At 59.7% G+C, this 26,106-nt stretch carries 22 protein-coding genes; 17 read left to right on the forward strand and 5 right to left on the reverse strand.

The features are described from left to right. Nucleotides 1-104 precede the first annotated feature (104 nt). Both gabT and KW848_RS10635 read left to right on the forward strand, forming a co-directional pair. The gene (gabT, locus tag KW848_RS10630) at nt 105-1,382 is read left to right on the forward strand and encodes a 4-aminobutyrate--2-oxoglutarate transaminase (RefSeq protein ID WP_192409783.1); all 1,278 of its coding nucleotides are present in this window, start codon (nt 105-107) and stop codon (nt 1,380-1,382) included. 149 nt (nt 1,383-1,531) lie between these two features. Then, complete coding sequence (locus tag KW848_RS10635; protein ID WP_218536778.1) at nt 1,532-2,746, forward strand: response regulator; 1,215 nt, start codon at nt 1,532-1,534, stop codon at nt 2,744-2,746. A gap of 157 nt (nt 2,747-2,903) precedes the next feature. On the opposite strand, the gene KW848_RS10640 is transcribed toward KW848_RS10635, so the two are convergent. Then, on the reverse strand, nt 2,904-3,893 hold the full coding sequence (locus KW848_RS10640) for a sensor domain-containing diguanylate cyclase (RefSeq protein WP_218536779.1): 990 nt from the start codon (nt 3,891-3,893) through the stop codon (nt 2,904-2,906). Nucleotides 3,894-4,111: 218 nt separating this feature from the next. Continuing rightward, complete coding sequence (gene desA / locus KW848_RS10645; RefSeq protein WP_218536780.1) at nt 4,112-5,299, reverse strand: delta-9 fatty acid desaturase DesA; 1,188 nt, start codon at nt 5,297-5,299, stop codon at nt 4,112-4,114. 147 nt (nt 5,300-5,446) lie between these two features. Here desA and dibA point away from each other — a divergent pair, with 147 nt between their 5' ends. The 6 genes from dibA (at nt 5,447) to KW848_RS10675 (ending at nt 11,817) form a co-directional block, all read left to right on the forward strand. Beyond that, nucleotides 5,447-7,372, forward strand: a complete 1,926-nt coding sequence (dibA, locus tag KW848_RS10650) for a phosphodiesterase DibA (RefSeq protein WP_218536781.1) — start codon at nt 5,447-5,449, stop codon at nt 7,370-7,372. 191 nt (nt 7,373-7,563) lie between these two features. Continuing rightward, complete coding sequence (gene oscA, locus KW848_RS10655) at nt 7,564-7,746, forward strand: sulfur starvation response protein OscA (protein WP_007945260.1); 183 nt, start codon at nt 7,564-7,566, stop codon at nt 7,744-7,746. A 140-nt stretch (nt 7,747-7,886) separates the two neighbouring features. Then, nucleotides 7,887-8,900 (forward strand): sulfate ABC transporter substrate-binding protein, encoded by a 1,014-nt coding sequence (locus KW848_RS10660; RefSeq protein WP_218536782.1) that lies wholly within the window; start codon nt 7,887-7,889, stop codon nt 8,898-8,900. Nucleotides 8,901-9,123: 223 nt separating this feature from the next. Further along, the gene (cysT, locus tag KW848_RS10665) at nt 9,124-9,942 is read left to right on the forward strand and encodes a sulfate ABC transporter permease subunit CysT (protein WP_007899634.1); all 819 of its coding nucleotides are present in this window, start codon (nt 9,124-9,126) and stop codon (nt 9,940-9,942) included. A gap of 12 nt (nt 9,943-9,954) precedes the next feature. Further along, on the forward strand, nt 9,955-10,824 hold the full coding sequence (cysW, locus tag KW848_RS10670) for a sulfate ABC transporter permease subunit CysW (protein WP_111449511.1): 870 nt from the start codon (nt 9,955-9,957) through the stop codon (nt 10,822-10,824). A gap of 3 nt (nt 10,825-10,827) precedes the next feature. Continuing rightward, nucleotides 10,828-11,817: a sulfate/molybdate ABC transporter ATP-binding protein gene (locus KW848_RS10675; RefSeq protein ID WP_102616212.1), complete on the forward strand. Its 990-nt coding sequence runs from the start codon at nt 10,828-10,830 to the stop codon at nt 11,815-11,817. Nucleotides 11,818-11,923: 106 nt separating this feature from the next. Here the strand turns inward: KW848_RS10675 and KW848_RS10680 are convergent, their stop codons facing one another. Further along, nucleotides 11,924-12,442: a DUF962 domain-containing protein gene (locus KW848_RS10680; protein WP_218536783.1), complete on the reverse strand. Its 519-nt coding sequence runs from the start codon at nt 12,440-12,442 to the stop codon at nt 11,924-11,926. An 84-nt stretch (nt 12,443-12,526) separates the two neighbouring features. On the opposite strand from KW848_RS10680, the gene KW848_RS10685 reads away from it, so the two are divergent. Continuing rightward, a complete protein-coding gene (locus tag KW848_RS10685) occupies nt 12,527-13,213 on the forward strand; it encodes a Crp/Fnr family transcriptional regulator (RefSeq protein ID WP_218536784.1) in 687 nt (228 codons plus the stop codon). A gap of 70 nt (nt 13,214-13,283) precedes the next feature. After that, the gene (locus KW848_RS10690) at nt 13,284-13,649 is read left to right on the forward strand and encodes a response regulator (protein ID WP_218536785.1); all 366 of its coding nucleotides are present in this window, start codon (nt 13,284-13,286) and stop codon (nt 13,647-13,649) included. A 141-nt stretch (nt 13,650-13,790) separates the two neighbouring features. On the opposite strand, the gene KW848_RS10695 is transcribed toward KW848_RS10690, so the two are convergent. Beyond that, nucleotides 13,791-14,795 carry an AraC family transcriptional regulator gene (locus KW848_RS10695; protein ID WP_218536786.1) on the reverse strand — a complete coding sequence of 335 codons (1,005 nt, stop codon included), beginning with the start codon at nt 14,793-14,795 and terminating at the stop codon, nt 13,791-13,793. A gap of 100 nt (nt 14,796-14,895) precedes the next feature. Between KW848_RS10695 and KW848_RS10700 the strand changes: the two genes are divergently transcribed. The 4 genes from KW848_RS10700 (at nt 14,896) to KW848_RS10715 (ending at nt 18,969) form a co-directional block, all read left to right on the forward strand. Beyond that, nucleotides 14,896-15,969 carry a fatty acid desaturase gene (locus KW848_RS10700; protein WP_218536787.1) on the forward strand — a complete coding sequence of 358 codons (1,074 nt, stop codon included), beginning with the start codon at nt 14,896-14,898 and terminating at the stop codon, nt 15,967-15,969. A 379-nt stretch (nt 15,970-16,348) separates the two neighbouring features. Then, complete coding sequence (locus KW848_RS10705; RefSeq protein ID WP_218536788.1) at nt 16,349-16,930, forward strand: alpha/beta hydrolase; 582 nt, start codon at nt 16,349-16,351, stop codon at nt 16,928-16,930. A gap of 72 nt (nt 16,931-17,002) precedes the next feature. Further along, a complete protein-coding gene (locus tag KW848_RS10710) occupies nt 17,003-17,932 on the forward strand; it encodes a sigma 54-interacting transcriptional regulator (protein WP_192409792.1) in 930 nt (309 codons plus the stop codon). A gap of 254 nt (nt 17,933-18,186) precedes the next feature. Then, nucleotides 18,187-18,969: a MetQ/NlpA family ABC transporter substrate-binding protein gene (locus tag KW848_RS10715; protein WP_010464830.1), complete on the forward strand. Its 783-nt coding sequence runs from the start codon at nt 18,187-18,189 to the stop codon at nt 18,967-18,969. A 486-nt stretch (nt 18,970-19,455) separates the two neighbouring features. Here the strand turns inward: KW848_RS10715 and KW848_RS10720 are convergent, their stop codons facing one another. Further along, nucleotides 19,456-20,652: an AAA family ATPase gene (locus tag KW848_RS10720; RefSeq protein ID WP_218536789.1), complete on the reverse strand. Its 1,197-nt coding sequence runs from the start codon at nt 20,650-20,652 to the stop codon at nt 19,456-19,458. Between the two features lie 157 nt (nt 20,653-20,809). On the opposite strand from KW848_RS10720, the gene KW848_RS10725 reads away from it, so the two are divergent. From KW848_RS10725 to KW848_RS10735, 3 genes are read left to right on the forward strand one after another with little or no spacing between them, the layout of a single operon-like run. Then, nucleotides 20,810-21,913 (forward strand): efflux RND transporter periplasmic adaptor subunit, encoded by a 1,104-nt coding sequence (locus KW848_RS10725; protein ID WP_218536790.1) that lies wholly within the window; start codon nt 20,810-20,812, stop codon nt 21,911-21,913. Further along, the gene (locus KW848_RS10730; protein ID WP_218536791.1) at nt 21,910-22,977 is read left to right on the forward strand and encodes an efflux RND transporter periplasmic adaptor subunit; all 1,068 of its coding nucleotides are present in this window, start codon (nt 21,910-21,912) and stop codon (nt 22,975-22,977) included. The genes KW848_RS10725 and KW848_RS10730 overlap by 4 nt, the downstream gene beginning before the upstream one ends. Then, nucleotides 22,974-26,027 (forward strand): efflux RND transporter permease subunit, encoded by a 3,054-nt coding sequence (locus tag KW848_RS10735; protein WP_218536792.1) that lies wholly within the window; start codon nt 22,974-22,976, stop codon nt 26,025-26,027. Before KW848_RS10730 ends, KW848_RS10735 begins: the two co-directional genes overlap by 4 nt. Nucleotides 26,028-26,106 lie beyond the last annotated feature (79 nt).

Consider the following 26,106-nt stretch of genomic DNA (forward strand, 5'->3'; position numbering starts at 1 on the left):
GGTCGGGAAAGCTGTGGCAGTCGATCATCGCATGCTGCCGTAGTTGCCTCCCCGCCGCATTTTCCTTGAACCACGCCGCCCGATGAGCGGTGAATGAGGACTTTATGAGCAAGACTAACGCATCCCTGATGAAACGCCGCGAAGCCGCTGTACCACGCGGTGTTGGCCAGATTCACCCGATCTTCGCCGAGTCCGCGAAGAACGCCACCGTGACCGACGTTGAAGGTCGCGAGTTCATCGACTTCGCCGGCGGTATCGCCGTGCTGAACACCGGCCACGTGCACCCGAAAATCATCGCCGCCGTGACCGAGCAGCTGAACAAGCTGACCCACACGTGCTTCCAGGTGCTGGCTTACGAACCGTACGTAGAAGTGTGCGAAAAAATCAACGCCAAGGTGCCGGGTGATTTCGCCAAGAAAACCCTGCTGGTGACCACCGGCTCCGAAGCCGTGGAAAACTCCATCAAGATCGCCCGTGCCGCCACTGGCCGTGCCGGCGTGATCGCGTTCACCGGCGCTTACCACGGCCGCACCATGATGACCCTGGGCCTGACCGGTAAAGTCGTGCCTTACTCGGCCGGCATGGGCCTGATGCCAGGCGGCATCTTCCGCGCGCTGTACCCGAACGAACTGCACGGTGTGAGCATCGACGATTCGATCGCCAGCATCGAACGCATCTTCAAGAACGACGCCGAGCCGCGTGACATCGCTGCAATCATCATCGAGCCGGTTCAGGGTGAAGGCGGTTTCTACGTCGCGCCTAAAGAGTTCATGAAGCGTCTGCGCGCGCTGTGCGACCAGCACGGCATCCTGCTGATCGCTGACGAAGTACAAACCGGCGCTGGTCGTACCGGCACTTTCTTCGCCATGGAACAGATGGGCGTTGCTGCCGACCTGACCACCTTCGCCAAATCCATCGCTGGCGGCTTCCCGTTGGCCGGTGTGTGCGGCAAGGCCGAATACATGGACGCCATTGCTCCAGGCGGCCTGGGCGGCACTTACGCCGGTAGCCCGATTGCTTGCGCCGCGGCCCTGGCCGTGATGGAAGTGTTCGAAGAAGAGCACCTGCTGGACCGCTGCAAAGCTGTCGGCGAGCGTCTGGTCACTGGCCTGAAAGCCATTCAGGCCAAATACCCGGTGATCGGCGAAGTCCGTGCCCTGGGCGCGATGATCGCGGTCGAACTGTTCGTTGATGGCGACAGCCACAAGCCGAACGCTCCAGCGGTAGCCGCTGTTGTGGCCAAGGCTCGCGACAAGGGTCTGATCCTGCTGTCCTGCGGCACTTACGGCAACGTTCTGCGCGTCCTGGTACCGCTGACTGCGCCGGACGAGCAACTGGACAAAGGTCTGGCGATCATCGAAGAGTGCTTCTCCGAGCTGTGATCTCCAAGCTCTGATGAATGTGTGAACTGATCGACAAAAAAACCCGCTTCGGCGGGTTTTTTTGTGTCCCTGGGACCCATCGATGGCAAATGCGCTGTATCGAATGGCCAGCATTGACTAAGGTGCAAGCACTACTTTGGAGTGTGTAAATGACTGCTGTGGTGTTACCCGCTGCGCCGCGTGTGCTAATTGCCGAGGCCGACCCCTGGTCCCGCGACCTGCTCAAGCAGGTTTTGTTGAATGTGCGCTGCGACGCACGGCTGGATCTGTGTGCCGATGGTCAGGAAGCGTTGCACCTGTTGGCGGAAAATCCTTACGACCTGGTGATCGTCGACTGGGAGCTGCCCGGCGTCGATGGTTTGAATGTCTTGCGCAATGTCCGTCAGCGCAAACGCTACCCGCCGCTGCCCTTCATTCTGATGAGCAGCCGTAACGACAGCGCCAGCGTTCGCGAAGCTCTGCCGCTGGCGCCTGCGGCGTACCTGACCAAGCCCCTTAACATGGAAAGCTTGACCCAGCGCCTGCAGGATTTGCTGTTGAACGCCGGTGAAGAGGTGTCTTGCGAAACGCCTTCACTGTCGCCAGGCATGACGTTGGCGGTTTACCTGGAGCGTCGACGTGAGTTGACCGACGGTGCACCACTGATGACCGACGTACAGTTGGCGGTCAAACGCAGCCTCAATCCCAATGGCCTCGACCTGACGCTGCTGCATGACGAGATCCGTACCGATCCGCAAGTCACCGCTGTGCTGATCGCTGCAGCCAACAGCGCGGCCCAGCACCATGGCGCCGCCGTACAAACCCTGTCACAGGCGCTGCACCGCCTCGGCACCGGGCAAAGCATGAACCTGATTCTGGGGCTGGCCCTCAAGCGCAGTGCCCGACTCAGCGATCCGTTTCTGGCCGATTATGCCGAGCGCTATTGGGAGCTGTCGCTGCGCACTGCCGAGTATGGCCGCACCCTGGCGCGTTTGCTGGATCTGGATCAGGAGCGCTGTTATTGCGCCGGCATGTTGCATCGCCTCGGCGACCTTGCGCTGTTGCGGTGTTTGCAGGAATGGAAGCAGGCCGGGGGCGAGCTGGATGAATGGGAGGAGGTCGGCGAGGCGCTGGCTGAGTTCGGCGCGGCTTATGGTTCGGCGCTTCGCACTCGCTGGCGCCTGCCGCTGGAGCTGCGAGAGCTGATTGCGGCGGTCTACCAGTTCGGTGGCGGGGTTTATTCCCGTGAAGCGCTGGTGATGAACATGGCTGCGCAACTGGCGCGACTGACCGAGCATGAGGGCATTGAGGACCTGGCGAAGAGCCGGACGGCGCGGTTGCTCAAGATCGGGTTGCCGGAATTGATGCGCTTGCGCAAGAAATAGGCTTCACACAAATCCCCATGTGGGAGCGGCGGTGCGGCGATCCGACTTGCTCGCGAAGGCGGGCATCCAGTCGACATTGAGTTGCCTGACCCGACGCCTTCGCGAGCAAGTCGGATCGCCGCACCGCCGCTCCCACATGGGGTCTGTGTTGGACCTGTCAGCCGGCGACGATGCGGTTCTTGCCCTGGTGTTTGGCTTTGTACATTGCCGCATCTGCGCGGGCAAACAGGCTGTCGATGCTTTCGTCTTCGGCGGTGAGGCTGGTCAGGCCCTGGCTGACGGTGATGCCGAACGTCTGGTCGCCATGGCTGAAACTCAATCGCTGAATCTCCCGTTGCAGGCGCTCGGCCACTTGCATAGCCATGTCTGGCGCACAGCCGGGAAACACCGCTGCGAATTCCTCACCGCCCACTCGCCCGAACACATCACCTCGCCGCAACGTCGCGCGACCGCACTCGGCGATTCGTTGCAGCACGTTGTCGCCTTCCTGGTGGCCGTAGGTATCGTTGATGACTTTGAAGTCATCGATGTCCAGCAGCAGAAAAGCCAGCGGCGTGCGTTGGTGCCGTGCCTGTTCGAATTCACGGTGGGCGCATTCGAAGAAGTGTCGGCGGTTGCTGCTCTGGGTCAGCACGTCGGTAGTGGCCAGGCGTTGCAGCTCGGTTTCAATCTGCTTCTTGTCAGTAATGTCTTCGGCAATGCCGACGATGATCACCGGTTGCCCGGGCTCGGCCTGACGGTTGATGAAGCACTTGTCTCTGAGCCAGCGGACCTGGCCGTCGGCGGCAATGATTCGGTATTCGCGGTCTTCATCGGCGCCTTTGACCAGTACTTCGGCCAGGCTGCGTTCGGCATAGTCCAGATCGTCGGGGTAAATGCTGTCGCGCCATTGGTTGTAGTCGGACAGCAACAAGCCTGCGGAGCGGCCGAAAATCCGTTCATACGCGGGGCTGACATAGAGCACCCGACGGGATTCCCAGTCGAAGGCCCAAAGCACCGCGTTGACGCTCACTAGCAGAGCGCTGAACAGCTGTTCTCGTTCGCTCAGGCGCGCCACTTCGCCTTGTGCATGCATCAGCGCCAGCAGGGTTTGCGCGGCCTCGGGCCACTGCGGGAGGGATGAGTCTTGTAGGTTTTTACTGACCATCGACACAAAGTCTCAAAGGGCGTGTGCCGCTCGAGGTTCGAATGCGGCCTGGCGAAGTGTCTTTGAGATAGGGGATTTGGAGCTTAGTTCCCGCCTTATGTGGTGAGGGAGCTTGCTCCCGCCGGGCGGTACTGGCGACGCGTTTTTCAATGAAAGAACGCGTCGTCAGGTTTTGCGACTGCTGCGCAGTCGAGCGGGAGCTAGCGCCCTCGCCACAGTCAGGCTGCGGCGGCGGGGCGCAGGGAGTAGGTTTTCAACTGATCGGCGAAGTCGCGCAGGGATTGAATCCCGCTGGCTTCGGCTTCGTGTACCCAATCCTTGATGGCAGCCAGCATGTCGTGACCATTTGAGCTGGTCTTGACCCAGATCTGCTGCAAGGCCAGGCGTTTCTCGTAAATTACCTTCAGCGCCTGACTGTGCTCGAGCATGGTCTGGATGCGAATGTGGTGTTTGTCATCCAGCAGGCTGGTTTCCCGCGAGAGCAGGCGTTTGGCGCGGTGGAACTGGTGACGGACCGAGTGATCGACCTTTTCCAGCTCTTGTTTGACCAGCGGTGCGATCACCAATTTGCGGTACTGGGCCATGATCTGGAAGCGGTTGTTGAGGATCGCCATGGCGGTGTCCATGTCCAGGTTGCCTTTACCTTCGACCCGATGGGCGATGGGCGCGACCCGCTGAACCTTGGCTAGACGCAGGAAGCTGAAGACCTGGATCCAGGCCCAGCCGAGATCGAATTCCCACTTCTTCACCGACAGTTTTGCCGAATTAGGGTAGGTGTGATGGTTGTTATGCAGTTCTTCGCCGCCGATCAGGATGCCCCACGGCACCAGATTGGTCGCCGCATCGCGGCATTCGAAGTTGCGGTAGCCGACGGCATGGCCCAGGCCATTGACCACGCCGGCGGCCCAGACCGGGATCCACATCATCTGGATCGCCCAGATGGTGATGCCGATGGTGCCGAACAGCAGCAGGTCGATGACGCCCATGATCGCGACGCCCAGCAGCGGAAAACGGCTGTACAGGTTGCGTTCGATCCAGTCTTCGGGGCAGTTCTTGCCGTAGATGCGCAGGGTCTCGGGGTTTTCCGCCTCGGCACGGTACAGCTCGGCGCCTTTGCGCAGAACGGTGGACAGGCCCTTGATGACCGGGCTGTGCGGGTCATCGACGGTTTCGCATTTGGCGTGGTGCTTGCGGTGGATAGCGGTCCACTCGCGGGTGTTCTGTGCCGTGGTCAGCCACAGCCAGAAGCGGAAGAAATGTTTCAGGCCAGCATTGAGCTCAAGCGAGCGATGGGCTGAATAACGATGCAGATAGACCGTGACGCCGATGATCGTCACGTGGGTCATCAGCAGGGTGACTGCCACCAGTGACCAGGGCGACAAGCCGAGAAAACCTTCGTACCACATAGGCTATTGGGCCCTCGATAAAGAAAAAAACAGCCGTTGCATTATCACTGAGCCCACAGATAAAACCAGTCGCCCTTTCAGATAAGAGTGGCCGGATGTTTCTTTAAACTATAATTCCATCCACTTTTAAGGGACATGGACGACCTAATGGCTGCTACCTATCGCGATGCTCTGCGTGCAGCGCTGCTTTATCTTCTGGTTTCTGTCGGTTGGCTGCAGTTCAGTGGCCATTTATTGAACAGTTTCTTCGATAGCTCTGGCGAGCTAATGCGATGGCAACTGATCAACGGTTATGCCTGGGTGGTGTTCAGTGCCGGTTTGATTTTTTTTGCCCGGGCGCGATTGTTCCGTTGCCTGGGGATCGGCGCCAAGTTGCGTGAGCGCACTGAAGACCGTGAGCGCTTGCGACAGGCGGCGGCGGTATTCGATTGCACCCGTGAAGGGGTGCTGGTCACTGATAACCAGGGCCTGATCGTTCATGTGAACCGGGCCTTCATGCAAATCACCGGCTATCAGAGCGAGGAGGTGCTCGGCCAGCGCCCCAGTCTGTTCAAGTCCGGTCATCACCCGCCGGCTTTCTACCAGGCGATGTTCGCGACACTCAATAGCACCGGCGAGTGGAGCGGGGAAATCTGGAATCGTCGCAAAAGCGGCGAGATTTACCCGCAATGGCAGACCATCCGCATCATTGACGACGAGAGGGGGCGGCGCAGCCATTACGTGGCAGTGTTTTCCGACATAAGCGCAATCAAGAACTCCGAACATGAGCTGACGCACCTGGCTCACTACGATCCGCTGACCGACCTCCCCAACCGCTTGTTGTTCACCGACCGCACCGAGCAGGCCCTGGCTTCGGCGCAGACCCACAAGCGCGGCTGCGCGTTACTGATGATCGATCTTGATCACTTCAAGATGATCAACGACAGCCTCGGGCATAGCATTGGGGACCAGCTGCTCAAGGGCGTGGCCGAGCGTTTGAGCGCGATGGTCGGTCCGGGAATCACCCTGGCGCGCCTTGGCGGTGACGAGTTCGCCGTGCTGGCTGAAAGCTGTCCGCAAATGGTGCACGCGGCGGCGCTGGCTCAGCGGATCATCGATGGCCTCAAAGAGCCGTTCCAGATCGACGGGCATCAGTTGTTCGTCAATATCAGCGTCGGCATCAGCCTGTTCCCCGGCGACGCCTTGAGCGCCGAGCAGCTGTTGCGCAACTCCGACTCGGCGCTGTTCAAGGCCAAGAGTGCCGGCCGCAACGGCTACGCCCTCTATACCGAAGAATTGACCGCCCATGCCCAGCAACGGGTCGAGACGGCATTCGAATTGCGCCGTGCGCTGGAACAGCAGGAGTTGCGGGTTTATTACCAGCCGGTTCACAACCTCAAGACCAGCCGCCTGATCGGCGTTGAGGCATTGGTGCGCTGGGAGCATCCGCAGCGAGGGTTGGTGTCGCCGGCAGAATTCATTCCCATTGCCGAGCGCACTGGTCTGATCGCCGAAATTGATGCCTGGGTGATGCGTCAGGCGTGTGAGCAGATGTGCCAGTGGCAGCAGGCCGGGGTCGTGGTGTCGTTTGTCGCGGTGAATGTTTCTTCTCGGCTGTTCGCCCGCCGTGAGCTGTTTGGGCAGGTGGCGAAGGTGCTGCACGAAACCGGGCTGGACCCTGGCTGTCTGGAGCTGGAAGTCACTGAGAGCGCTGTGATGGATGACCCTGAAGTCGCGCTGGAGCAGATGCACAGGTTGCGTGAATTAGGCGTTCGGCTGGCCATCGATGACTTCGGTACAGGCTATTCGTCGTTGCTGCGCCTCAAGCGAATGCCGGTACAGAAACTCAAGATCGATCAGGGCTTCGTGGCGGGGTTGCCGTGGGATGAGGATGACGCGGCGATTGTGCGGGTGATCATTGCGCTGGCCCAGAGCATGGGGATGCAGGTTCATGCCGAGGGGATCGAGCAGGTCGAGCAGGCGGGTTTCCTGCTCGAACAAGGCTGCGATCTGGGGCAGGGGTACTGGTTTGGACGGCCGGTGCCGGCCGGGCAGCTGGATTGGGACCGGACTCCACAGATTCTGCAGCACTGATCGTTCCCACGCTCTGCGTGGTCATGCCGCCCGGGACGCTCCGCGTTCCTTCTCAGTCTTCGAACAGCTTTTTGGTTATATTAAAATTCTTAAATAGTCTTTTTAAGAATAACTGCGCTTATCTACTATTGGTCTCACGCCGCAAGCAGTCCCGCCACTGCCAGGCAACCTCTAGTTGAAGGAGCAGCACCATGAGCGCATCCCTACGTAGCGTTGACGGCCAGGACGAAGCAACCATTTTGCGTGAGATCCAGAGCGCCTTGCGCGATCTGCGTTTTGGCGCAGTGGAAATCACCGTGCACAACGCCCAGGTGGTCCAGATCGAACGCAAAGAGAAATTCCGGTTGCAGAACCCAAGCAACAAACCGAGCTGAATCAAAGATCAAAGATCGCAGCCTGCGGCAGCTCCTGGGGGGCTTTGTGTAGGAGCTGCCGAAGGCTGCGATCTTTGACAGGCAACCCTGATTCCAGACCATAAAAAGCCAACACAATCAGAATTCCAGGAGCTTTCACCATGTCGTCGATTCGTCATTTCGCTTTGGCCGCCCTGGCCAGTGCCCTTTTTGCGGGTTCCGCGGTTGCCAAGGATTACGAACTGCTTAACGTGTCGTACGACCCGACTCGCGAGCTGTATCAGGACTACAACGCCGAATTCGTCAAGTTCTGGCAGAAAGAACACGCCGGCGACAGCGTGAAAATCCAGCAGTCCCACGGTGGTTCGGGCAAGCAAGGTCGGGCAGTGATCGACGGTCTGCGTGCCGACGTGGTGACCCTGGCCCTGGCCGGTGACATCGACGAAATCGCCAAACTCGGCAAGACCTTGCCAGCGGATTGGCAGAAGCGTCTGCCGCAAGCGAGCACGCCTTACACCTCGACCATCGTGTTCCTGGTGCGCAAGGGCAACCCTAAAGGCATCAAGGACTGGGGCGACCTGACCAAGAACGGCGTGGAAGTCATCACCCCGAACCCGAAAACCTCCGGCGGTGCACGCTGGAACTTCCTCGCGGCGTGGGCTTATGGCCTGAAAGCCAATGGCGGTAACGAAGCGAAAGCCAAGGAATACGTGCAAACCCTGTTCAAACACGTTCCTGTGCTGGACACCGGTGCTCGCGGTTCGACCATTACCTTCGTCAACAACGGTCAGGGCGACGTGTTGCTGGCCTGGGAAAACGAAGCCTTCCTGGCCCTGAAAGAAGACGGTGGCGCTGACAAGTTCGACATTGTCGTGCCTTCGCTGTCGATCCTCGCCGAGCCTCCGGTCGCCGTGGTCGACAAGAATGCCGAGAAAAAGGGCAACACCGAGATCGCCGAAGCGTACCTCAAGCACCTGTACAGCCCGGTCGGCCAGGAAATCGCGGCGAAGAACTTCTATCGTCCACGTGACAAGGATGTTGCCGCCAAATACGCCAAACAGTTCCCGACACTGGACCTGGTGACCATCGACAAGGACTTCGGCGGCTGGAAAGCGGCTCAGCCGAAATTCTTCAACGACGGTGGCGTGTTCGACCAGATTTATCAGGCGCAATAACCTGAAATAGATATGCCAACGGTCAGTTAGGGGGGCAACTTGTGGGAGCGAGCCTGCTCGCGATGACGGCGGTACATTCAACATCAATGTTGGCTGACCAGGCGCTATCGCGAGCAGGCTCGCTCCCACAGGGGTTGCAGTGTTCAGTCCTTGACTGCCAGGCATAAGCCAACGGCCCCGATCTTGTTGTCGGGGCTTAGCGCGTTATCAACCAAGGACTTTTATGTCGCGTCGTATCTCCCCCGTCATACCCGGCTTCGGGCTGACGCTGGGCTACACCTTGGTGTACCTCAGCCTGATTGTGCTCATTCCACTGGCGGCGATGTTCGTGCATGCCGCTCAACTCACCTGGGACCAGTTCTGGGCAATTATCTCGGCGCCACGGGTGCTGGCGGCGTTGAAGCTCAGCTTCGGCACCGCGCTCTATGCCGCGATCATCAACGGCATCATCGGCACGCTGCTGGCCTGGGTGCTGGTGCGCTATACCTTCCCTGGACGCAAAGTCATCGATGCGATGATCGACTTACCCTTCGCATTGCCCACCGCCGTGGCCGGTATCGCGCTGACTGCGCTATACGCGCCCAATGGTTGGGTGGGTCAGTTTGCAGCGGACCTGGGTTTCAAGATCGCGTATACCCCCCTCGGCATCACCCTTGCCCTCACTTTTGTGACACTTCCATTCGTAGTACGTACCGTACAGCCAGTATTGGCCGATATTCCTCGTGAAGTGGAAGAAGCGGCGGCGTGCCTCGGTGCAAAACCGCTACAGGTTTTCCGCCATATTCTGGTGCCCGCGCTGTTGCCAGCCTGGCTGACCGGTTTCGCGTTGGCCTTTGCCCGCGGGGTCGGCGAGTACGGTTCGGTGATTTTCATTGCCGGCAACATGCCGATGAAAACCGAGATTTTGCCGTTGCTGATCATGGTCAAACTCGACCAGTACGATTACACCGGCGCCACGTCCATTGGTGTATTGATGCTGGTGGTTTCCTTCGTCCTGTTGCTGCTGATCAACTTGCTGCAACGACGCATCGAAACCCCATAAGGAGGCGCAGAAATGTCCCAATCGTCTATTGCTGCTGCTTCCTCGAACGCCGCCCGCCGTGGCAGTGCTTCATCGCGGCGAATCCTGATCGGTCTTGGCTGGCTGGTGTTCACCCTGTTCCTGTTGCTGCCCCTGGTGATCGTGGTGTCTCAGGGCCTGAAGCTCGGAATCGGTGCGTTCTTCACCGCGATCTTCGAACCCGACGCTTTGTCGGCCCTGAAACTCACGGTGATCGCCGTGCTGATTTCGGTTCCGCTGAACCTGGTATTCGGCGTCAGCGCTGCATGGTGCGTGAGCAAGTACTCGTTCCGTGGCAAAAGTATGCTGGTCACGCTGATCGACCTGCCGTTCTCGGTTTCGCCAGTGATCGCCGGTCTGGTGTATGTGTTGATGTTCGGCGCCCAGGGCCTGTTCGGGCCGTGGCTGCAGGATCACGACATCCAGATCGTCTTCGCCTTGCCGGGTATCGTACTGGCGACGATCTTCGTCACCGTGCCGTTCGTGGCGCGCGAGCTGATCCCGCTGATGCAGGAACAAGGCACGCAGGAAGAGGAGGCCGCACGCCTGCTCGGCGCCAATGGCTGGCAGATGTTCTGGCACGTCACCGTTCCCAACATCAAATGGGGCCTGATCTACGGCGTGGTGCTGTGTACGGCGCGGGCCATGGGTGAGTTCGGTGCGGTGTCGGTGGTTTCCGGGCACATTCGCGGGGTGACCAACACCCTGCCGCTGCACGTCGAGATCCTCTACAACGAATACAACCACGTGGCCGCGTTCGCTGTGGCGAGCCTGTTGCTGATCCTGGCGCTCTTCATCCTGCTGCTCAAGCAGTGGAGCGAAAACCGTATTAACCGCCTGCGCGCCAGCGCCGCGGAGGAATAAGTCATGTCGATTGAAGTGCGTAACGTCAGCAAGAATTTTCACGCGTTCAAGGCGCTGGACAACATCAGCCTGGACATTCAAAGCGGCGAACTCGTGGCGCTGCTTGGCCCCTCGGGTTGCGGTAAAACCACGCTGCTGCGGATCATCGCCGGTCTGGAAACCCCGGATCAGGGCAACATCGTGTTCCACGGTGAAGACGTCTCCGGTCACGATGTGCGTGATCGCAACGTCGGTTTCGTGTTCCAGCACTACGCGCTGTTCCGCCACATGACCGTGTTCGACAACGTCGCGTTCGGCCTGCGCATGAAGCCGAAAAACCAGCGCCCGAGCGAAAGCCAGATCGCGGTGAAAGTCCACGAACTGCTGAACATGGTGCAATTGGATTGGCTGTCGGATCGCTACCCGGAACAACTCTCTGGCGGTCAGCGTCAGCGTATTGCCTTGGCTCGTGCCTTGGCGGTGGAACCGAAGGTTCTGCTGCTCGACGAACCCTTCGGCGCCCTTGATGCCAAGGTCCGTAAAGAACTGCGTCGCTGGTTGGCACGCCTGCACGAGGACATCAATCTGACCTCGGTGTTTGTGACCCACGACCAGGAAGAAGCGATGGAAGTCGCCGACCGCATCGTGGTGATGAACAAGGGCGTGATCGAGCAGATCGGCTCACCGGGCGACGTCTACGAAAACCCGGCCAGTGATTTCGTTTATCACTTCCTGGGTGACTCGAACCGGCTGCATCTGGGTGACGACAACCATGTGCTGTTCCGTCCTCACGAAGTGTCGCTGTCGCGTCATGAGCTGGAGGATCACCACGCGGCCGAGGTGCGGGATATTCGCCCGTTGGGCGCGACGACACGGGTGACGCTGAAGGTCGAAGGCCAGAGCGAATTGATCGAAGCTGAAGTGGTGAAAGATCACGACAGCCTGATCGGGTTGGCGAAAGGCGAGACGCTGTTCTTCAAGCCGAAGGTCTGGCAGAAACTCGCCAACCTCTAAAGCAAAAGCTTCGCGAGCAAGCCCGCTCCCACAGTGAATCTGCGTTGAACACACATCTGTGGCCAACTCTAAACCCTGTGGGAGCGGGCTTGCTCGCGAAGGCGTCTTACGCCGCTGCGCCTTTCTGTCGCAAACGCACACCACCCACCCGCGCCTCGATCTGCTCTTTGAGGTCATGCCGCAACCCCAGCAAAAACGCCAGCTCAACCACCACAAACAACGGCCCGACAATCAACCCCGTCACATCATCGACGAACGCCGGTTTGCGTCCTTCGTAGTGATGACCGACAAACTGAATCGCCCAACCCACCACAAACATCCCGATGCCGCTTGCCAGCCAGATCAGCGTGCTTTGCTGCGCAAGAACCTGACCTGCCCAAATGCACAGGCCGAGCAACACGGTCATCAACACCCCGAGGCGCAATTCCAGGCGCAAGTAAAACCACGCCGACGCCAGCGCAATCAGCACCGCCGGTGAAACCCAGCCTCCGACCCATTGGGGGCGCGAGAGCAACACCGCAACCGCCACCACAATGAGCGGAATACCGATAAAGTGGCTGGCAATATTGCGCGGGTCACGGTGGTAGGCGGCGTATTGACTGAGATGGTCGACGAGGCTTTTCATTGTTGTTCCTCCTGTTGGGTGATGGATCATGCCCCGGGTCCACATTTTGCTCTGTCAGGCAGGCGACAATCTCCAGGAGTTTTCATGGACATGCAGGTTTGGCGTTCGCGGCTGGACAAAGGGCAGTGGTTCAGCCATTTACCTGTTTCTTTACAGGATAGTCTGCTGGCCGCCGCCAGGGTGCGGCGGTTGTCGCCAGGCCAGCGGCTGTTCAAACGCGGCGATCCACCGTGCGGGCTGTACGCGGTGCTCGAAGGTTCGGTGCGCATCGGCGCAGTGAGCGAGCAGGGCAAGGAGGCGCTGTTGAGCCTGGTGGAGTCGCCCCACTGGTTCGGCGAAATCTGTCTGTTTGATAGTCAGCCGCGCACTCATGATGCGTTCGGTCTGGGTCATTGCGTCCTGTTGCACATCCCGCAAACCGTGCTGCTGAGGTTGCTTGATGAGCAACCGGCGTACTGGCGGCAACTGGCATTGCTGATGAGCCAGAAACTGCGCCTGACCTTCATCAATCTCGAACAGTTGAGCCTGATGCCAACCGCCGCTCGACTGGCTCATCGCTTGCTGATGATCGCCGAGGGTTACGGCGAAATCGACCCGCCGCGACGGGTGTTGCAACTGCCCCAGGAACAATTGGCGTCGATGCTCTCGCTGTCGCGCCAGACCACCAACCAGATTCTCAAGGACTTGCAGGGGCAGGGGATTGTGAATCTCAGGTACGGCGAGATCGAGATTCTGGATGCACAACGGTTGCGAATGTTGGCGATTATCTGAAACCCGGCATTAGGGGTGGGCTTTGGACGTGAAGGCGCCTAGCCTGTGATGACGACAATCGAGGTGTGCCATGCGTGTGCTGTTAGTGGAAGACGAACCGGAGACCGCCGAACTCCTGGCTAAAGGTCTGAACGAGGCAAGTTACTCAGTCGATGTGGCAGTCAACGGTATGGATGGCCGCCGTTTCATCGAGTCTGGCGAATACGAGCTGATCATCCTCGACGTGATGCTGCCCGGGCTCAATGGCTGGCAGTTGCTGCAGCAGATCCGCAAGCTCGGTGACACGCCGGTGCTGTTCCTGACCACCAGGGACGGCATCGAGGATCGCCTGCGCGATCTGGAGTTGCATGAAGATGATTACCTGCTCAAGCCGTTTGCCGTGAGTGAACTGGTGAAGCGGGTGCGCAAGTTATTGCGGCGGGATCGGGGGCGCTGAAGTTTCTGCGATGTCTGGGCTATCGCCTTCGTCGGAACGCCGCCCGGAGCAAGCCCGCTCCCACATGTTGAAATGCATTCCCCTGTGGGAGCGGGCTTGCTCGCGAAGAGGCCGGACGAGGCACCACACCTCTCGGATCCTTTACCGCAACCCATCCCGAAATTGCCCCGGTGTCATCCCGGTCCAGCGCTTGAACGCGCGGCTGAAGCTGCTCGTGTCGGCAAATCCCAGCAGATAGCTGATCTCGCTCAATGAGCATTGCGGATCGCGCAGATGCAACAACGCCAGGTTCTCGCGACTCTCGTTGAGCAGCGTATCGAACCGGCAACCCTCGTCCGCCAGATGCCGTTGCAGGCTGCGCAAACTCAGGTGCAGGGCTTGGGCGATGTGTTCGGCACTGGGCTCGCCTTCAGGCAATTGCTCCTCGATGGCGTCACGAACCTTGCGTTCCCAGGTCAGGGGTTTGAGTTGGGCGAGGGTGCGTTTGAGCACGGTTTCGTTGTGCTCGGCCAGTTCCGGGTTGGCGTCGTCCAGGTGGCTGTCGAAATCCAGCAGAGCGAACTCCAATCGATCTTCATCGGCGTTGAAATACACCGGCGAGCGGAACACTTTGTGCCATTGATGCGGGTCCGCCGGTTCCGGACGCCGCAGGTACACCGCCAGCGGGGCGTAATCGCGGCCCAGGCGGTTGCGGCAGGTGCGTACGTAAATCGCCGTGAAGGCGTCGATGGCTTCGAAGGCCGGGGCCGGATTGCCAGGCGGGATTTTCAGGCGGAAGCGGTAGCGGTCCTCGGCGCGAGTCAGTTCCAGGTCCAGGGCATCGCTGACCACCTGGTGATAACGCACGATGCGCTCGAACACTTCTCGCAGACTGCCGCTGGCCACCAGCGCATAACCGAGTGCGTGAAACGTGGTGGGGCTGACGAAGCGCGATACCCGCAAACCAATCGCCGGGTCGCCGCTGACTTGCACCGCGATTTCCCACAGGCGCGTGGTACCGGACAACGGGTAACGGGCGTTCGGGTCGTCCATCAGTTGCGGGTCGAGCCCCGCCTGTTGGCACAGGGCGGTGCTGTCGAGGCCCAGCGCATCGAGTTGCTTGCGCAGGGCGCGGGTCCAGCTGGCGAGGGAGGTCGGTTCAGTCATGCTGATTGGCGCTTCCGGTCAACAGGTTGGCGTTCACGGCTACCGCTTTGCGAGGGCTCACAAGGCAGGATGCGAACATCAATAACCAGAGGATGGAAGCATGGACGGTACTTCTGCAAGTCCCCAGCGACTGAATGTTGCTCAGCGATCAGCGCATATTCGCCAAGTGGTGCTGGCCAAGGGGGTCGAACTGCGTCAGCGCTACCCGATTCTCAACCATCAGGACGCCTTGGGCGCGGGTATTCTGGCCTTCGCGCTGGTCGGCATGATGGGGTCGGCGACGCTCTACATGACCGGGCACATGGCGTGGTGGGCATGCCTGTTGCTCAACGCATTTTTTGCCTCGTTGACCCACGAGCTGGAACACGATCTGATTCATAGCATGTACTTCCGCAAACAGCGCGTGCCGCACAACCTGATGATGGGACTGGTGTGGCTGGCGCGGCCGAGCACGATCAATCCGTGGATTCGTCGGCATCTGCACCTCAATCACCACAAAGTCTCCGGCACAGAATCCGACATGGAAGAGCGCGCCATTACCAACGGCGAACCCTGGGGTTTTGCGCGGCTTTTGATGGTCGGCGACAACGTGATGTCAGCGTTCATTCGTATGCTGCGGGCCAGGACCTGGGCTCACAAGATCAGCATCATCAAGCGCGCGCTGAAGGTCTACGCGCCGCTGGCGCTGGTGCATTGGGGCGCTTGGTACATGTTCCTGGGCTTCCATGCGGCCAATGGCATCGCTCATCTGCTGGGTACGCCTTTCGAATGGTCGGCGACCACTTTGTCGGTGATGCAGGTGATCGATATCGCTGCCGTGGTGATCATCGGCCCGAACGTGTTGCGTACCTTTTGCCTGCATTTCGTCAGCTCGAACATGCACTACTACGGTGACGTGGAGCCGGGCAATGTGATCCAGCAGACCCAGGTGCTGAACCCTTGGTGGATGTGGCCGTTGCAGGCGTTCTGCTTCAACTTCGGCAGCACGCACGGGATTCATCATTTTGTGGTGAAGGAACCGTTTTACATCCGTCAGATGACCGTGTCGGTGGCGCATAAAGTGATGCGCGAGATGGGGGTGCGGTTCAATGATTTCGGGACGTTTGGGCGTGCGAATCGATTTGTGCGCAAGGAAGCAACAGAGGCGCAGGAGGTGCGTGCCGCTCAGGCTTGATCGATGTGTCCGGAAACTCAGCCCGTCATCAATCTGACCCAAAAGGACGATACGTTATGACGCAAGCAGGGCTGTTTGGTGGTTGCTGTATCGCTGATTGATATATGTGTTTTGGATCTAACAAAGTAATTAAATATTCCTTTATTAGATAACCATTACAGCCAATCATCGCGCTATCAAATGTTGAGTTTCCGGGGCCGTCTCCTTGGCAGGGTGCGGTCCCTTTTTTTGTCCTCAGTAAAGTGCGCACCGCCGTTCCCACATGGATCGTGTTGCATATTCGATATGGATCTTAATAAATAGCTTCTTATTCCTTAACGGATATAACTCTCCTCCCTATACTCGCTCAGGAACAGACACGCAGCAGGAGAGTTCCCCCATGCGCAACGAATCAATTCGCTACCTGATTGTGCCGGGCTGGCAAGGATCGCCAGAAGATCATTGGCAAAGCCATTGGCAGAACAGCCTGCCGAATAGCGCGCGGGTGGAACAGGCCGACTGGCTGACGCCGCGTCGTGAAGACTGGGTCGCGGCACTGGCTGAGGCGATTGCCGCCGACAGCACCCCGGTGATCCTGATCGCCCATAGCCTGGGTTGCATCACTGTCGCGCATTGGGCCGCCACGGCGCCCGTGCAGTATTTGCGTCAGGTTCGCGGCGCCTTGCTGGTCGCCCCGGCGGACGTCGAGCGTGCGGCCTGCGCACCGGCCCTGCGCAATTTCGCGCCGATTCCAACCCACCTGCTGCCGTTCCCGAGTCAGGTTGTCAGCTCCGACAACGACAGCGCCGTCAGCGCGCCGCGTGCGATGGAGCTGGCGCGCAACTGGGGCGCCGAGGCGGGGATTTTGTCGGGTGCCGGACACATCAATGTGAAGTCCGGTCACCAGCGCTGGGAGCAGGGTTTTGCTTATCTCTATCGCTTGCAAAACCGAATGGAACACCACGCCCTGCGCCGCGCTTGAACCTTTTCTTTTTTGCTTTTGTTTTTTAAAAACGCCCACCGTCTCCCGGCGGTTTTTGGGCGGGAGTCTGCCATGAGTTTTGAAGCCTTCGGTCAGCCATTGCTGACTTTCCCCGACGCCGAAAAAAGTCCCCTGAGCATTCGCGCCAAGGCGCTGGTGTTTGTCGATCCGCGTTCCCGTCAGTTACGCCAGGAGCTGGAGCTATTGGCGCCGCGCTCGATCTCGGTATTGATCCGTGGCGAAACCGGCAGCGGCAAGGAGTTGCTCGCGCGGCACATCCATCGTGCGAGTGATCGTGGCGGGTTGTTCGTCTCGGTCAACTGCGGCGCGATCAGTCCGACCTACGCCGATGCGGAATTGTTCGGTTATGCCGCTGGCAGTTACAGCGGTTCGGCCAGCAGTCGCGCGGGCTGGTTCGGTTCTGCCAACGGCGGGACGCTCTACCTGGATGAGATCGGCGACTTGCCGCTGCCGATCCAGATCAAATTGCTCGCGGCGCTGGAAAACCACGAAGTCACCCGTGTCGGCGCTCACCAACCCAGCCCGGTGGATGTACGCCTGGTGGCGGCTACCAGCATCGACCTGGCTCAAGCGGTGGCCGCTGGAAAATTCCATGAGCGGCTCTACCACTACCTCAGCGAAGGCCAGCTTGAACTGCCAGCCTTGCGTGAACGAGTGGGCGATATTCTGTCGCTGTCCGAATATTTCCTCGGCATCTATAGCCAGCGCCTGGACCTGCCAGTGCCGCTGATCAGCGAAGCCGCGCAGCATCTGTTAGAGCAACACAGTTGGCCGGGCAACACCCGGGAGCTGGAGAACGTCATTCACTTTGCGTTGCTGGTCAGCACCGGCGATGAGATTTTGCCCGAGCATTTGAATCTGCCTGAAGCGCCTGCGTCATTGGTGCAGATTGAGCGGCAACTGAAGCAAATCCTCGGCAATGGTTCCATCGCAGAGAAAGAAGCCTTGAAACAACTCCTCAAAAACACCGCGCTCTTGTAGGAGCAAGGCTTGCCCGCGATAGCGTTTTCCAGACAGACCGCGTCGCCAGAATCGCGAGCAAGCTTTGCTCCTACGGGTAGATGCGTGAGTTAGAGCTGTATGAACAAAATGGAATATGAAAGTGAATAAAAGATATTGTTCGGGAATAAAAAATCCCGGTATTGTCCGCGTCACGCCAGCGATAGCACTTCACTGGCACCTGTACTAAACAAGCCGTCGTCGATGACGACCGTGATTTTCGATAAGGACACTGCATGAAAAAGGTTCTGTTGTTCACCGCATTGGCGGCTGCCCTGACCGCGGGCCTGGCCCAGGCTGGCGAGAAACTGGTGGTGGCGGCGACCCCGGTTCCACACGCCGAGATTCTGGAACTGATCAAGCCAACCCTCGCCAAAGAAGGCGTGGACCTGGAAATCAAAGTATTCACCGACTACGTTCAGCCGAACGTACAGGTCGACCAGAAGCGTCTGGATGCCAACTACTTCCAGACCCTGCCATACCTGAAAAGCTTCAACGAAGGCAAAGGCACCAACCTGGTGACCGTGATCGGCGTGCACGTCGAACCCTTTGGCGGCTACTCGAAGAAAGTCAAAACCCTGGCTGAGCTGAAAGACGGCGCAACCATCGCGATCCCGAACGAAGGCAGCAACAGCGGCCGCGCCCTGATCTTGCTGCAGAAAGCTGGCCTGATCGAGTTGAAAGACCCGAAAAACGCCTTGGCCACCCCGAAAGACATCGCCAAAAACCCCCACAACTTCAAGTTCAAGGAACTGGAATCGGCCATGCTGCCGCGTGTTCTGGACCAGGTCGACCTGGACATGATCAATACCAACTACGCGCTGGAAGCAGGTCTGAACCCGGCTAAAGACGCGCTGGTGATCGAAGGTGCAGATTCGCCTTACGTGAACTTCCTGGTGGCTCGTCCGGACAACAAGGACAGCGTAGCTATTCAGAAACTGGCCAAAGCGTTGACCAGCCCGGAAGTGAAAGCATTCATCGAGAAGAAGTACAGCGGCGCGGTATTGCCGGCGTTCTGATTCGACGCAGCATCAAACCCTTCAAGGTTTCAAACGCCGACGGCTGATATAGCGTCGGCGTTTTTTTGTTTGAGGACGGAAATTTTCGAGCATTGGTCTGGCTTTAGAACCCCCCCTCACCCCAGCCCTCTCCCCACAGGGGAGAGGGTTAAGGTGAGGGGAGGTTCTAATTACCCCCGCGTATTCAACGCCCTGCGCAACGCCATCAACAACTTCACGATGTCCTGCGGATCCAGCCGCTGTGGCATTTTTACGTCAGCCATTTTTCTCTTCCTTGTGATGGTTCGGCCGGGGAGTCTGGCCAAAAGCTGTGCATCCTTGGAGGGGTAATCCGAAAAAAAGATCCTTCCTACAGCGCAAAGAAAAATAGTCGTCTTCCGTTGCCGCAGCAAATGCGGAGGATAGTTTTTTGCGTCAAGATTTGTGTCCGTCCCCGATCAAATGTGGGAGCGGGCTTGCTCGCGAATGCTTTTTGTCAGGCGCAGATCAATCCGGCCAATACCATGCCGGCTCATCCAGCATCCGCTGCCCCACAATCCCCGTCTGTCCCAATGTCTTCTCCAACACAATGCAATTGCACTCCGGGTCCTCCTGCACCGCCGAAATCAGCCGCCGGGCATGAGAAACCACCCACACCTGACACTGCTCGGAAGCGTGAATAATCAACCGCGCCAACGCCGGCAACAGATCCGGGTGCAAACTGGTCTCCGGCTCGTTCAACACCATCAGCGTCGGCGGCCTGGGCGTCAGCAGCGCTGCGACCAGCAGCAAATAGCGCAGCGTCCCGTCCGACAACTCGGCCGCCGACAAGGGCCTCAACAAGCCTTCCTGATAAAACTCGATGGCAAAGCGTCCACCGGGCAGCGATTCGATGTTCAGTCTCGCGCCGGGGAAGGCGTCGCTGATGGCCGCTTGCAGCGCCTCGGGGTCGCCGATTTCGATGATGGTCTGCAAGGCTGCCGCCAGGTCGCGACCGTCGTGGTGCAGCACCGGCGTGCGGGTGCCGAGTTGCGGTTGGCGCACGGGGGCATCGGCGTCACTGCGAAAGTGATCGTAGAAGCGCCAGCGACGGATGAACTCGCGCATTTCCAGAACCTCTGGCGAAGTACGCAAGCTGCCGACCTGGTCGAACAGGCTGTCAAAAGTCGGTGTGTGCTGGGCCAGCACGTCCCAGCTGCGGTTGGCTCGGGCGCGGATCATAGGCCCGTCGCGATCCACCAGCAGGCTCGCCGGACGATAAAACGCCCCGGCCCAGACGCATTCGCGTTTGATTTGCGGGTCCAGGCTGAAACGTGACGCAATGGGTGAACTGTGCCCGGGTAGCATGAAGTGGCCGTTGGAGTCGGGTAGTCCGAGGCTGATCGAGTATCCGAAGTCCTCCCCGGTAAACCCCAGGCGCAGGCGTTTGGCGCCGTGCCGTACGCTCGCCTGGATCGGGACTTCGCCGTTACGCATCCGTCGGCTGATGTTTTCCGGGCCGGCCCAAAAGGTCGAATCCAGCCCACCCTCGCGGGCCAACGCATTGACCACGCCGCCCTGAGCGGTTTCCGCCAGCAGGCGCAGCGCGCGGTAGAGGTTGGATTTGCCGCTGCCGTTGGGGCCGGTGATCAGGTTCAAGCGACCCAGCGGAATCACCAATTTATTGATCGAGCGGTAATTGGCCACCGCGAGGGTTTTGAGCATGGGAAGCTTCCTGCTGCGTGGTGCGGGATTCTGCCTTATTGTCGACGTCATCGTGCGCCAGGCTTTATTTCAAACTGTGAGGCGCACCCTTGGAACCCTGTTCTACGCTCACAGTCGTATCGCCATTGGCACGTTCGTGCAATGCAAAGGAGTCTGCATGGTGGGTCCCGGATTGAAAACAGTGGTTGGCCTGAGCCTCCTTGTTCTGCTGAGCGCCTGTGACGATAAAAAACCGGTCGAAAAGGACCGTCCGCGGGTATTCGTGCAAGAGGTAAAACCTGCGGATTACGCGGCGACGGTGACCCTGACCGGTGATGTTCAGGCACGGGTCCAGACCGACCTGTCGTTCCGCGTTGGCGGCAAGATCATCCAGCGTACAGCCGATGTCGGTGATCGTATTTCGGCCAAACAGGTTCTGGCCAAGCTCGATCCCAAGGACCTGCAAACCAGCGTCGACTCGGCCCAGGCGCAGGTTGTTGCCGAACAGGCCCGGGTCAAACAGACCGCCGCCGCTTTCGTTCGCCAGCAAAAACTCCTGCCCAAGGGCTATACCAGCCAAAGCGAGTTCGATTCCGCCCAAGCCGCTTTGCGCAGCAGTCAGAGTGCGCTGACTGCCGCTCAGGCGCAGTTGGCCAACGCCCGGGAGCAACTGGGCTACACCGCGCTGATTGCCGACGCGCCGGGGGTGATTACCGCGCGTCAGGCCGAGGTCGGCCAGGTGGTGCAGGCCACCGTGCCGATTTTCAGCCTGGCCCGGGACGGTGAGCGCGACGCCGTGTTCAACGTCTACGAATCGCTGCTGACAGAGCCACCAGAGGGTAAAACGGTGGTCGTCAGCCTGCTCGACAACCCCGCGATCAAAACCACCGGCACCGTTCGGGAAATCACCCCGGCCGTCTCCGCGCAGACCGGCACGGTGCAGGTCAAAGTCACGCTCAACGGACTGCCGGAAGGCATGCAGCTCGGTTCGGTGGTGAGTGCCACGGCCCAGACGCCAGGCAAGTCGGCGGTCGAACTGCCCTGGTCGGCACTGACGAAAAATCTCAGCGAGCCGGCGGTGTGGCTGGTGGACAACGAGGGCAAGGCACAGCTGCACACCGTCACCGTCGGTCGCTACTTGACGGGCAAAGTGATCATCAGCGCCGGCCTGAAGGGTGGCGAAAAAGTGGTCATCGCCGGCGGCCAGTTGCTGCACCCTGGCGTGAAGGTGGAAATCGCCGAAAACACCTATAAGGATTTAGCCGCGGGAGCCCAGCCATGAAGCGTCTGTTACTGGTATGCGCCGGTGTGATGCTGGTGGCCTGCTCGAAAAAGGAACCGCCGCCGGAGCCTGTGCGTCCGGTGCTGTCCATCAAGGTCCAGTCCCTGGACGAAGAAAGCCTGGGCCGCTTCGCCGGCAGTATCCAGGCGCGGTATGAAAGCAATGTCGGGTTCCGGGTGCCGGGGCGCATTGCCAGCCGTCATGTCGATGTCGGTGCCGAAGTCGAAAAGGGCGCGTTGCTCGCCACCCTCGACCCCACCGATCAGCAGAACCAGTTGCGCTCCGCTCAGGGTGATCTGGCCAGCGTCCAGGCGCAACTCATCAACGCCCAGGCCAACGCCCGGCGTCAGCAAGAGTTGTTCGATCGCGGCGTGGGCGCCCAGGCGCAACTCGACATCGCACAAACCGACCTCAAAACCACCCAGGCCTCTCTCGATCAAGCGAAGGCTGCGGTCGATCAGGCCAAGGACCAGCTCAACTACGTCGAACTGCACGCCGATCACAAAGCCATCGTCACCGCGTGGAACGCCGAAGCCGGGCAAGTCGTCAGCGCCGGCCAGCAAGTGGTAACCCTGGCGCAGCCGGACATCAAGGAAGCGGTGATCGACCTGCCGGACACCCTGGTCGACCAGTTGCCGGAAGACGTGGTGTTTCAGGTGGCCGTCCAGCTCGACCCGAGCATCACCACCACCGCCATCATTCGCGAAATCGAACCCCAGGCGCAAAGCGCGACCCGCACCCGTCGCGCCCGCCTGACACTGACCGACACGCCACCGGGGTTTCGCCTGGGCACGGCCATCAGCGTGACCCTCAGCTCCGCGATCAAACCGCGTATCGAGCTGCCCCTGACCGCGCTTCAGGAGGTCGATGGCAAACCGCGGATCTGGGTCATTGATCCGCAGACCCAAACCGTTTCCCCGCGAGACGTCAGCCTGATCAGCCGCACTGACTCAACGATGGTCCTGGCCAATGGCGTGAAGTCCGGCGAGCGGGTGGTCAGTGCTGGCGTGAACAGCCTGAAAGCGGGGCAGAAAGTGAAAAACGATGAGGACAGCCCGCAATGAAAGGGAGTTTCAACTTATCCGAATGGGCCCTCAAGCATCAGTCGTTTGTCTGGTATTTGATGTTCGTCGCGCTGCTGATGGGCGTCTTCTCGTACCTGAACCTGGGCCGCGAGGAAGACCCGTCGTTCACCATCAAAACCATGGTGATCCAGACTCGCTGGCCGGGCGCGACCCAGGAAGAAACCCTCAAGCAGGTCACTGACCGGATCGAGAAAAAACTCGAAGAGCTCGACTCGCTCGACTACGTGAAAAGCTACACCCGCCCCGGCGAGTCGACGGTCTTCGTAAACTTGCGTGATACCACCAGCGCCAAGGACATCCCGGAAATCTGGTACCAGGTGCGCAAGAAGATCAACGACATTCGCGGCGACTTCCCTCAAGGCCTGCAAGGGCCGGGATTCAACGATGAATTCGGTGACGTGTTCGGTTCGGTGTACGCCTTTACCGCCGACGGTTTGTCGATGCGCCAATTGCGCGATTACGTCGAGCAAGTCCGCGCCGAGATCCGCGAAGTGCCGGGGCTGGGCAAGGTCGAGATGGTCGGCGAGCAGGATGAAGTCTTCTACCTGAACTTCTCCACCCGCAAACTGGCGGCGCTGGGCATCGATCAGCGTCAGGTGGTGCAGAGCCTGCAATCGCAAAACGCGGTGACCCCGGCCGGTGTCATCGAGGCCGGTCCCGAGCGGATTTCCGTGCGCACGTCCGGGCAGTTTGCTTCCGAGAAGGACCTGGAAAACGTCAACCTGCGGCTCAACGATCGCTTCTACCGCTTGGCCGACGTCGCCGACATCAGCCGTGGCTATGTTGACCCGTCAACACCGGAATTCCGCTTTAACGGCCATCCTGCCATTGGCCTCGCCATTGCGATGAAGAAGGGCGGCAACATCCAGGTGTTCGGCAAGGCGTTGCACCAGCGCATGAATGACCTGACCGCCGACCTGCCGGTGGGTGTCGGCGTGCACAACGTCTCCGACCAGGCCGAAGTGGTGGAAAAAGCCGTCGGCGGCTTCACCAGCGCGTTGTTCGAAGCGGTGGTGATCGTGCTGATCGTCAGCTTTATTAGCCTCGGCGTCCGCGCCGGATTGGTGGTGGCCTGTTCGATTCCGCTGGTGCTGGCGATGGTCTTCGTCTTCATGGAATACAGCGGCATTACCATGCAGCGGATTTCCCTCGGCGCGTTGATCATCGCCCTCGGGCTGTTGGTGGATGACGCGATGATTACCGTAGAGATGATGGTCACGCGCCTGGAAATGGGCGATACCAAGGAGCAGGCCGCTACGTTCGCCTACACCTCGACCGCGTTCCCGATGCTCACCGGTACGTTGGTGACGGTGGCCGGTTTCGTGCCCATCGGCCTGAATGCCAGCTCGGCCGGCGAGTACACCTTCACGCTGTTCGCGGTGATCGCGGTGGCCATGATCGTGTCGTGGGTTGTCGCGGTGCTGTTCGCCCCGGTGATCGGCGTGCACATCCTCAGCGCCAACGTGAAGCCTCACGACGCCGAACCGGGGCGCATCGGTCGGTCGTTCAATTACGGCTTGCTTTGGGCCATGCGCAATCGCTGGTGGGCGATCGGCATCACCGTTGCCCTGTTTGTGGCGTCGGTGTTTTCCATGCAGTTCGTGCAGAACCAGTTCTTCCCGTCTTCGGACCGCCCGGAAATTCTCGTCGACCTGAACCTGCCGCAAAACGCTTCGATCGCCGAAACCCGCAAGGCGGTGGACAAGCTCGAGGCGACGCTCAAGGGCGACCCGGACATCGTGCGCTGGAGCACCTACATCGGCGAAGGTGCGATCCGTTTCTACCTGCCCCTCGACCAGCAATTGCAGAACCCGTACTACGCGCAATTGGTGATCGTCAGCAAAGGGCTGGAATCGCGCAACGCGCTTAGCCAACGCTTGCGCGAGCGTCTGCGCAAGGATTTTGTCGGTATCGGCAGCTACGTCCAGGCGCTGGAAATGGGCCCGCCAGTGGGGCGGCCGATTCAGTACCGGGTCAGCGGCAAGGACATCGATCAGGTGCGCAAGCACGCCATCGCCCTGGCCACCGAGCTGGATAAAAACACCCATATCGGCGAGATCATTTACGACTGGAACGAACCGGGCAAAGTCCTGCGCATCGACATCGCGCAAGACAAGGCGCGGCAATTGGGACTGTCGTCAGAAGACGTGGCCAACCTGATGAACAGCATTGTGGTCGGTGCGCCAGTGACTCAGGTCGATGACGATATCTACCTGATCAACGTGGTAGGGCGTGCGGAAGACGCCGAACGCGGCACCCCGGAAACCCTGCAGAATTTGCAGATCGTCACACCGGGCGGCACGTCGATTCCGCTGCTGGCGTTCGCTTCCGTGCGTTATGAGCTTGAGCAGCCGCTGGTCTGGCGCCGAGACCGCAAACCGACCATCACCATCAAGGCGGCGGTGCGCGATGAGATTCAGCCGACCGACCTGGTGAAACAACTCCAACCCGACATCGATAAATTCGCCGCCAGTTTGCCGGTGGGCTACAAGGTCGCCACTGGCGGTACCGTCGAGGAAAGCGGCAAGGCCCAAGGGCCGATTGCCAAGGTCGTGCCGTTGATGCTGTTTTTGATGGCGACCTTCCTGATGATCCAGTTGCACAGCGTGCAGAAGCTGTTCCTGGTGGCCAGCGTCGCGCCGCTCGGCTTGATCGGCGTGGTGCTCGCGCTGATCCCGACGGGCACGCCGATGGGCTTTGTGGCGATCCTCGGGATTCTGGCGCTGATCGGCATCATCATCCGCAACTCGGTGATTCTGGTGACACAGATCGATGCCCTGGAGAAGGACGGTCATGCACCGTGGGATGCGGTGGTGCAAGCCACGGAGCATCGTCGCCGGCCGATTCTGCTGACGGCAGCGGCAGCGAGCCTGGGGATGATTCCGATCGCCCGGGAAGTGTTCTGGGGGCCGATGGCCTACGCGATGATTGGCGGGATTATTATTGCGACGTTGCTGACGCTGCTGTTTTTGCCGGCGCTGTATGTGGCCTGGTACAAAATTCGCGAACCGAAAAAGGAAGCGCAGTAATTGGTGCGTTGATCGTTCCCGAGTGATGTTTGGGAACGGTCCTACTTACATGGTCGGTGCGTTGCTGTACGGTCCCTTT

The sequence above is a fragment of the Pseudomonas sp. PDM25 genome, from assembly GCF_019219045.1.
Taxonomy (GTDB): Bacteria; Pseudomonadota; Gammaproteobacteria; order Pseudomonadales; family Pseudomonadaceae; genus Aquipseudomonas.

Bases quoted from the DNA above. Each gene is read 5' to 3' on its own strand.
- gabT (WP_192409783.1), top strand. From the start codon at position 105: ATGAGCAAGACTAACGCATCCCTGATGAAACGCCGCGAAGCCGCTGTA.
- KW848_RS10635 (WP_218536778.1), top strand. From the start codon at position 1,532: ATGACTGCTGTGGTGTTACCCGCTGCGCCGCGTGTGCTAATTGCCGAG.
- KW848_RS10640 (WP_218536779.1), bottom strand. From the start codon at position 3,893: ATGGTCAGTAAAAACCTACAAGACTCATCCCTCCCGCAGTGGCCCGAG.
- desA (WP_218536780.1), bottom strand. From the start codon at position 5,299: ATGTGGTACGAAGGTTTTCTCGGCTTGTCGCCCTGGTCACTGGTGGCA.
- dibA (WP_218536781.1), top strand. From the start codon at position 5,447: ATGGCTGCTACCTATCGCGATGCTCTGCGTGCAGCGCTGCTTTATCTT.
- oscA (WP_007945260.1), top strand. From the start codon at position 7,564: ATGAGCGCATCCCTACGTAGCGTTGACGGCCAGGACGAAGCAACCATT.
- KW848_RS10660 (WP_218536782.1), top strand. From the start codon at position 7,887: ATGTCGTCGATTCGTCATTTCGCTTTGGCCGCCCTGGCCAGTGCCCTT.
- cysT (WP_007899634.1), top strand. From the start codon at position 9,124: ATGTCGCGTCGTATCTCCCCCGTCATACCCGGCTTCGGGCTGACGCTG.
- cysW (WP_111449511.1), top strand. From the start codon at position 9,955: ATGTCCCAATCGTCTATTGCTGCTGCTTCCTCGAACGCCGCCCGCCGT.
- KW848_RS10675 (WP_102616212.1), top strand. From the start codon at position 10,828: ATGTCGATTGAAGTGCGTAACGTCAGCAAGAATTTTCACGCGTTCAAG.
- KW848_RS10680 (WP_218536783.1), bottom strand. From the start codon at position 12,442: ATGAAAAGCCTCGTCGACCATCTCAGTCAATACGCCGCCTACCACCGT.
- KW848_RS10685 (WP_218536784.1), top strand. From the start codon at position 12,527: ATGGACATGCAGGTTTGGCGTTCGCGGCTGGACAAAGGGCAGTGGTTC.
- KW848_RS10690 (WP_218536785.1), top strand. From the start codon at position 13,284: ATGCGTGTGCTGTTAGTGGAAGACGAACCGGAGACCGCCGAACTCCTG.
- KW848_RS10695 (WP_218536786.1), bottom strand. From the start codon at position 14,795: ATGACTGAACCGACCTCCCTCGCCAGCTGGACCCGCGCCCTGCGCAAG.
- KW848_RS10700 (WP_218536787.1), top strand. From the start codon at position 14,896: ATGGACGGTACTTCTGCAAGTCCCCAGCGACTGAATGTTGCTCAGCGA.
- KW848_RS10705 (WP_218536788.1), top strand. From the start codon at position 16,349: ATGCGCAACGAATCAATTCGCTACCTGATTGTGCCGGGCTGGCAAGGA.
- KW848_RS10710 (WP_192409792.1), top strand. From the start codon at position 17,003: ATGAGTTTTGAAGCCTTCGGTCAGCCATTGCTGACTTTCCCCGACGCC.
- KW848_RS10715 (WP_010464830.1), top strand. From the start codon at position 18,187: ATGAAAAAGGTTCTGTTGTTCACCGCATTGGCGGCTGCCCTGACCGCG.
- KW848_RS10720 (WP_218536789.1), bottom strand. From the start codon at position 20,652: ATGCTCAAAACCCTCGCGGTGGCCAATTACCGCTCGATCAATAAATTG.
- KW848_RS10725 (WP_218536790.1), top strand. From the start codon at position 20,810: ATGGTGGGTCCCGGATTGAAAACAGTGGTTGGCCTGAGCCTCCTTGTT.
- KW848_RS10730 (WP_218536791.1), top strand. From the start codon at position 21,910: ATGAAGCGTCTGTTACTGGTATGCGCCGGTGTGATGCTGGTGGCCTGC.
- KW848_RS10735 (WP_218536792.1), top strand. From the start codon at position 22,974: ATGAAAGGGAGTTTCAACTTATCCGAATGGGCCCTCAAGCATCAGTCG.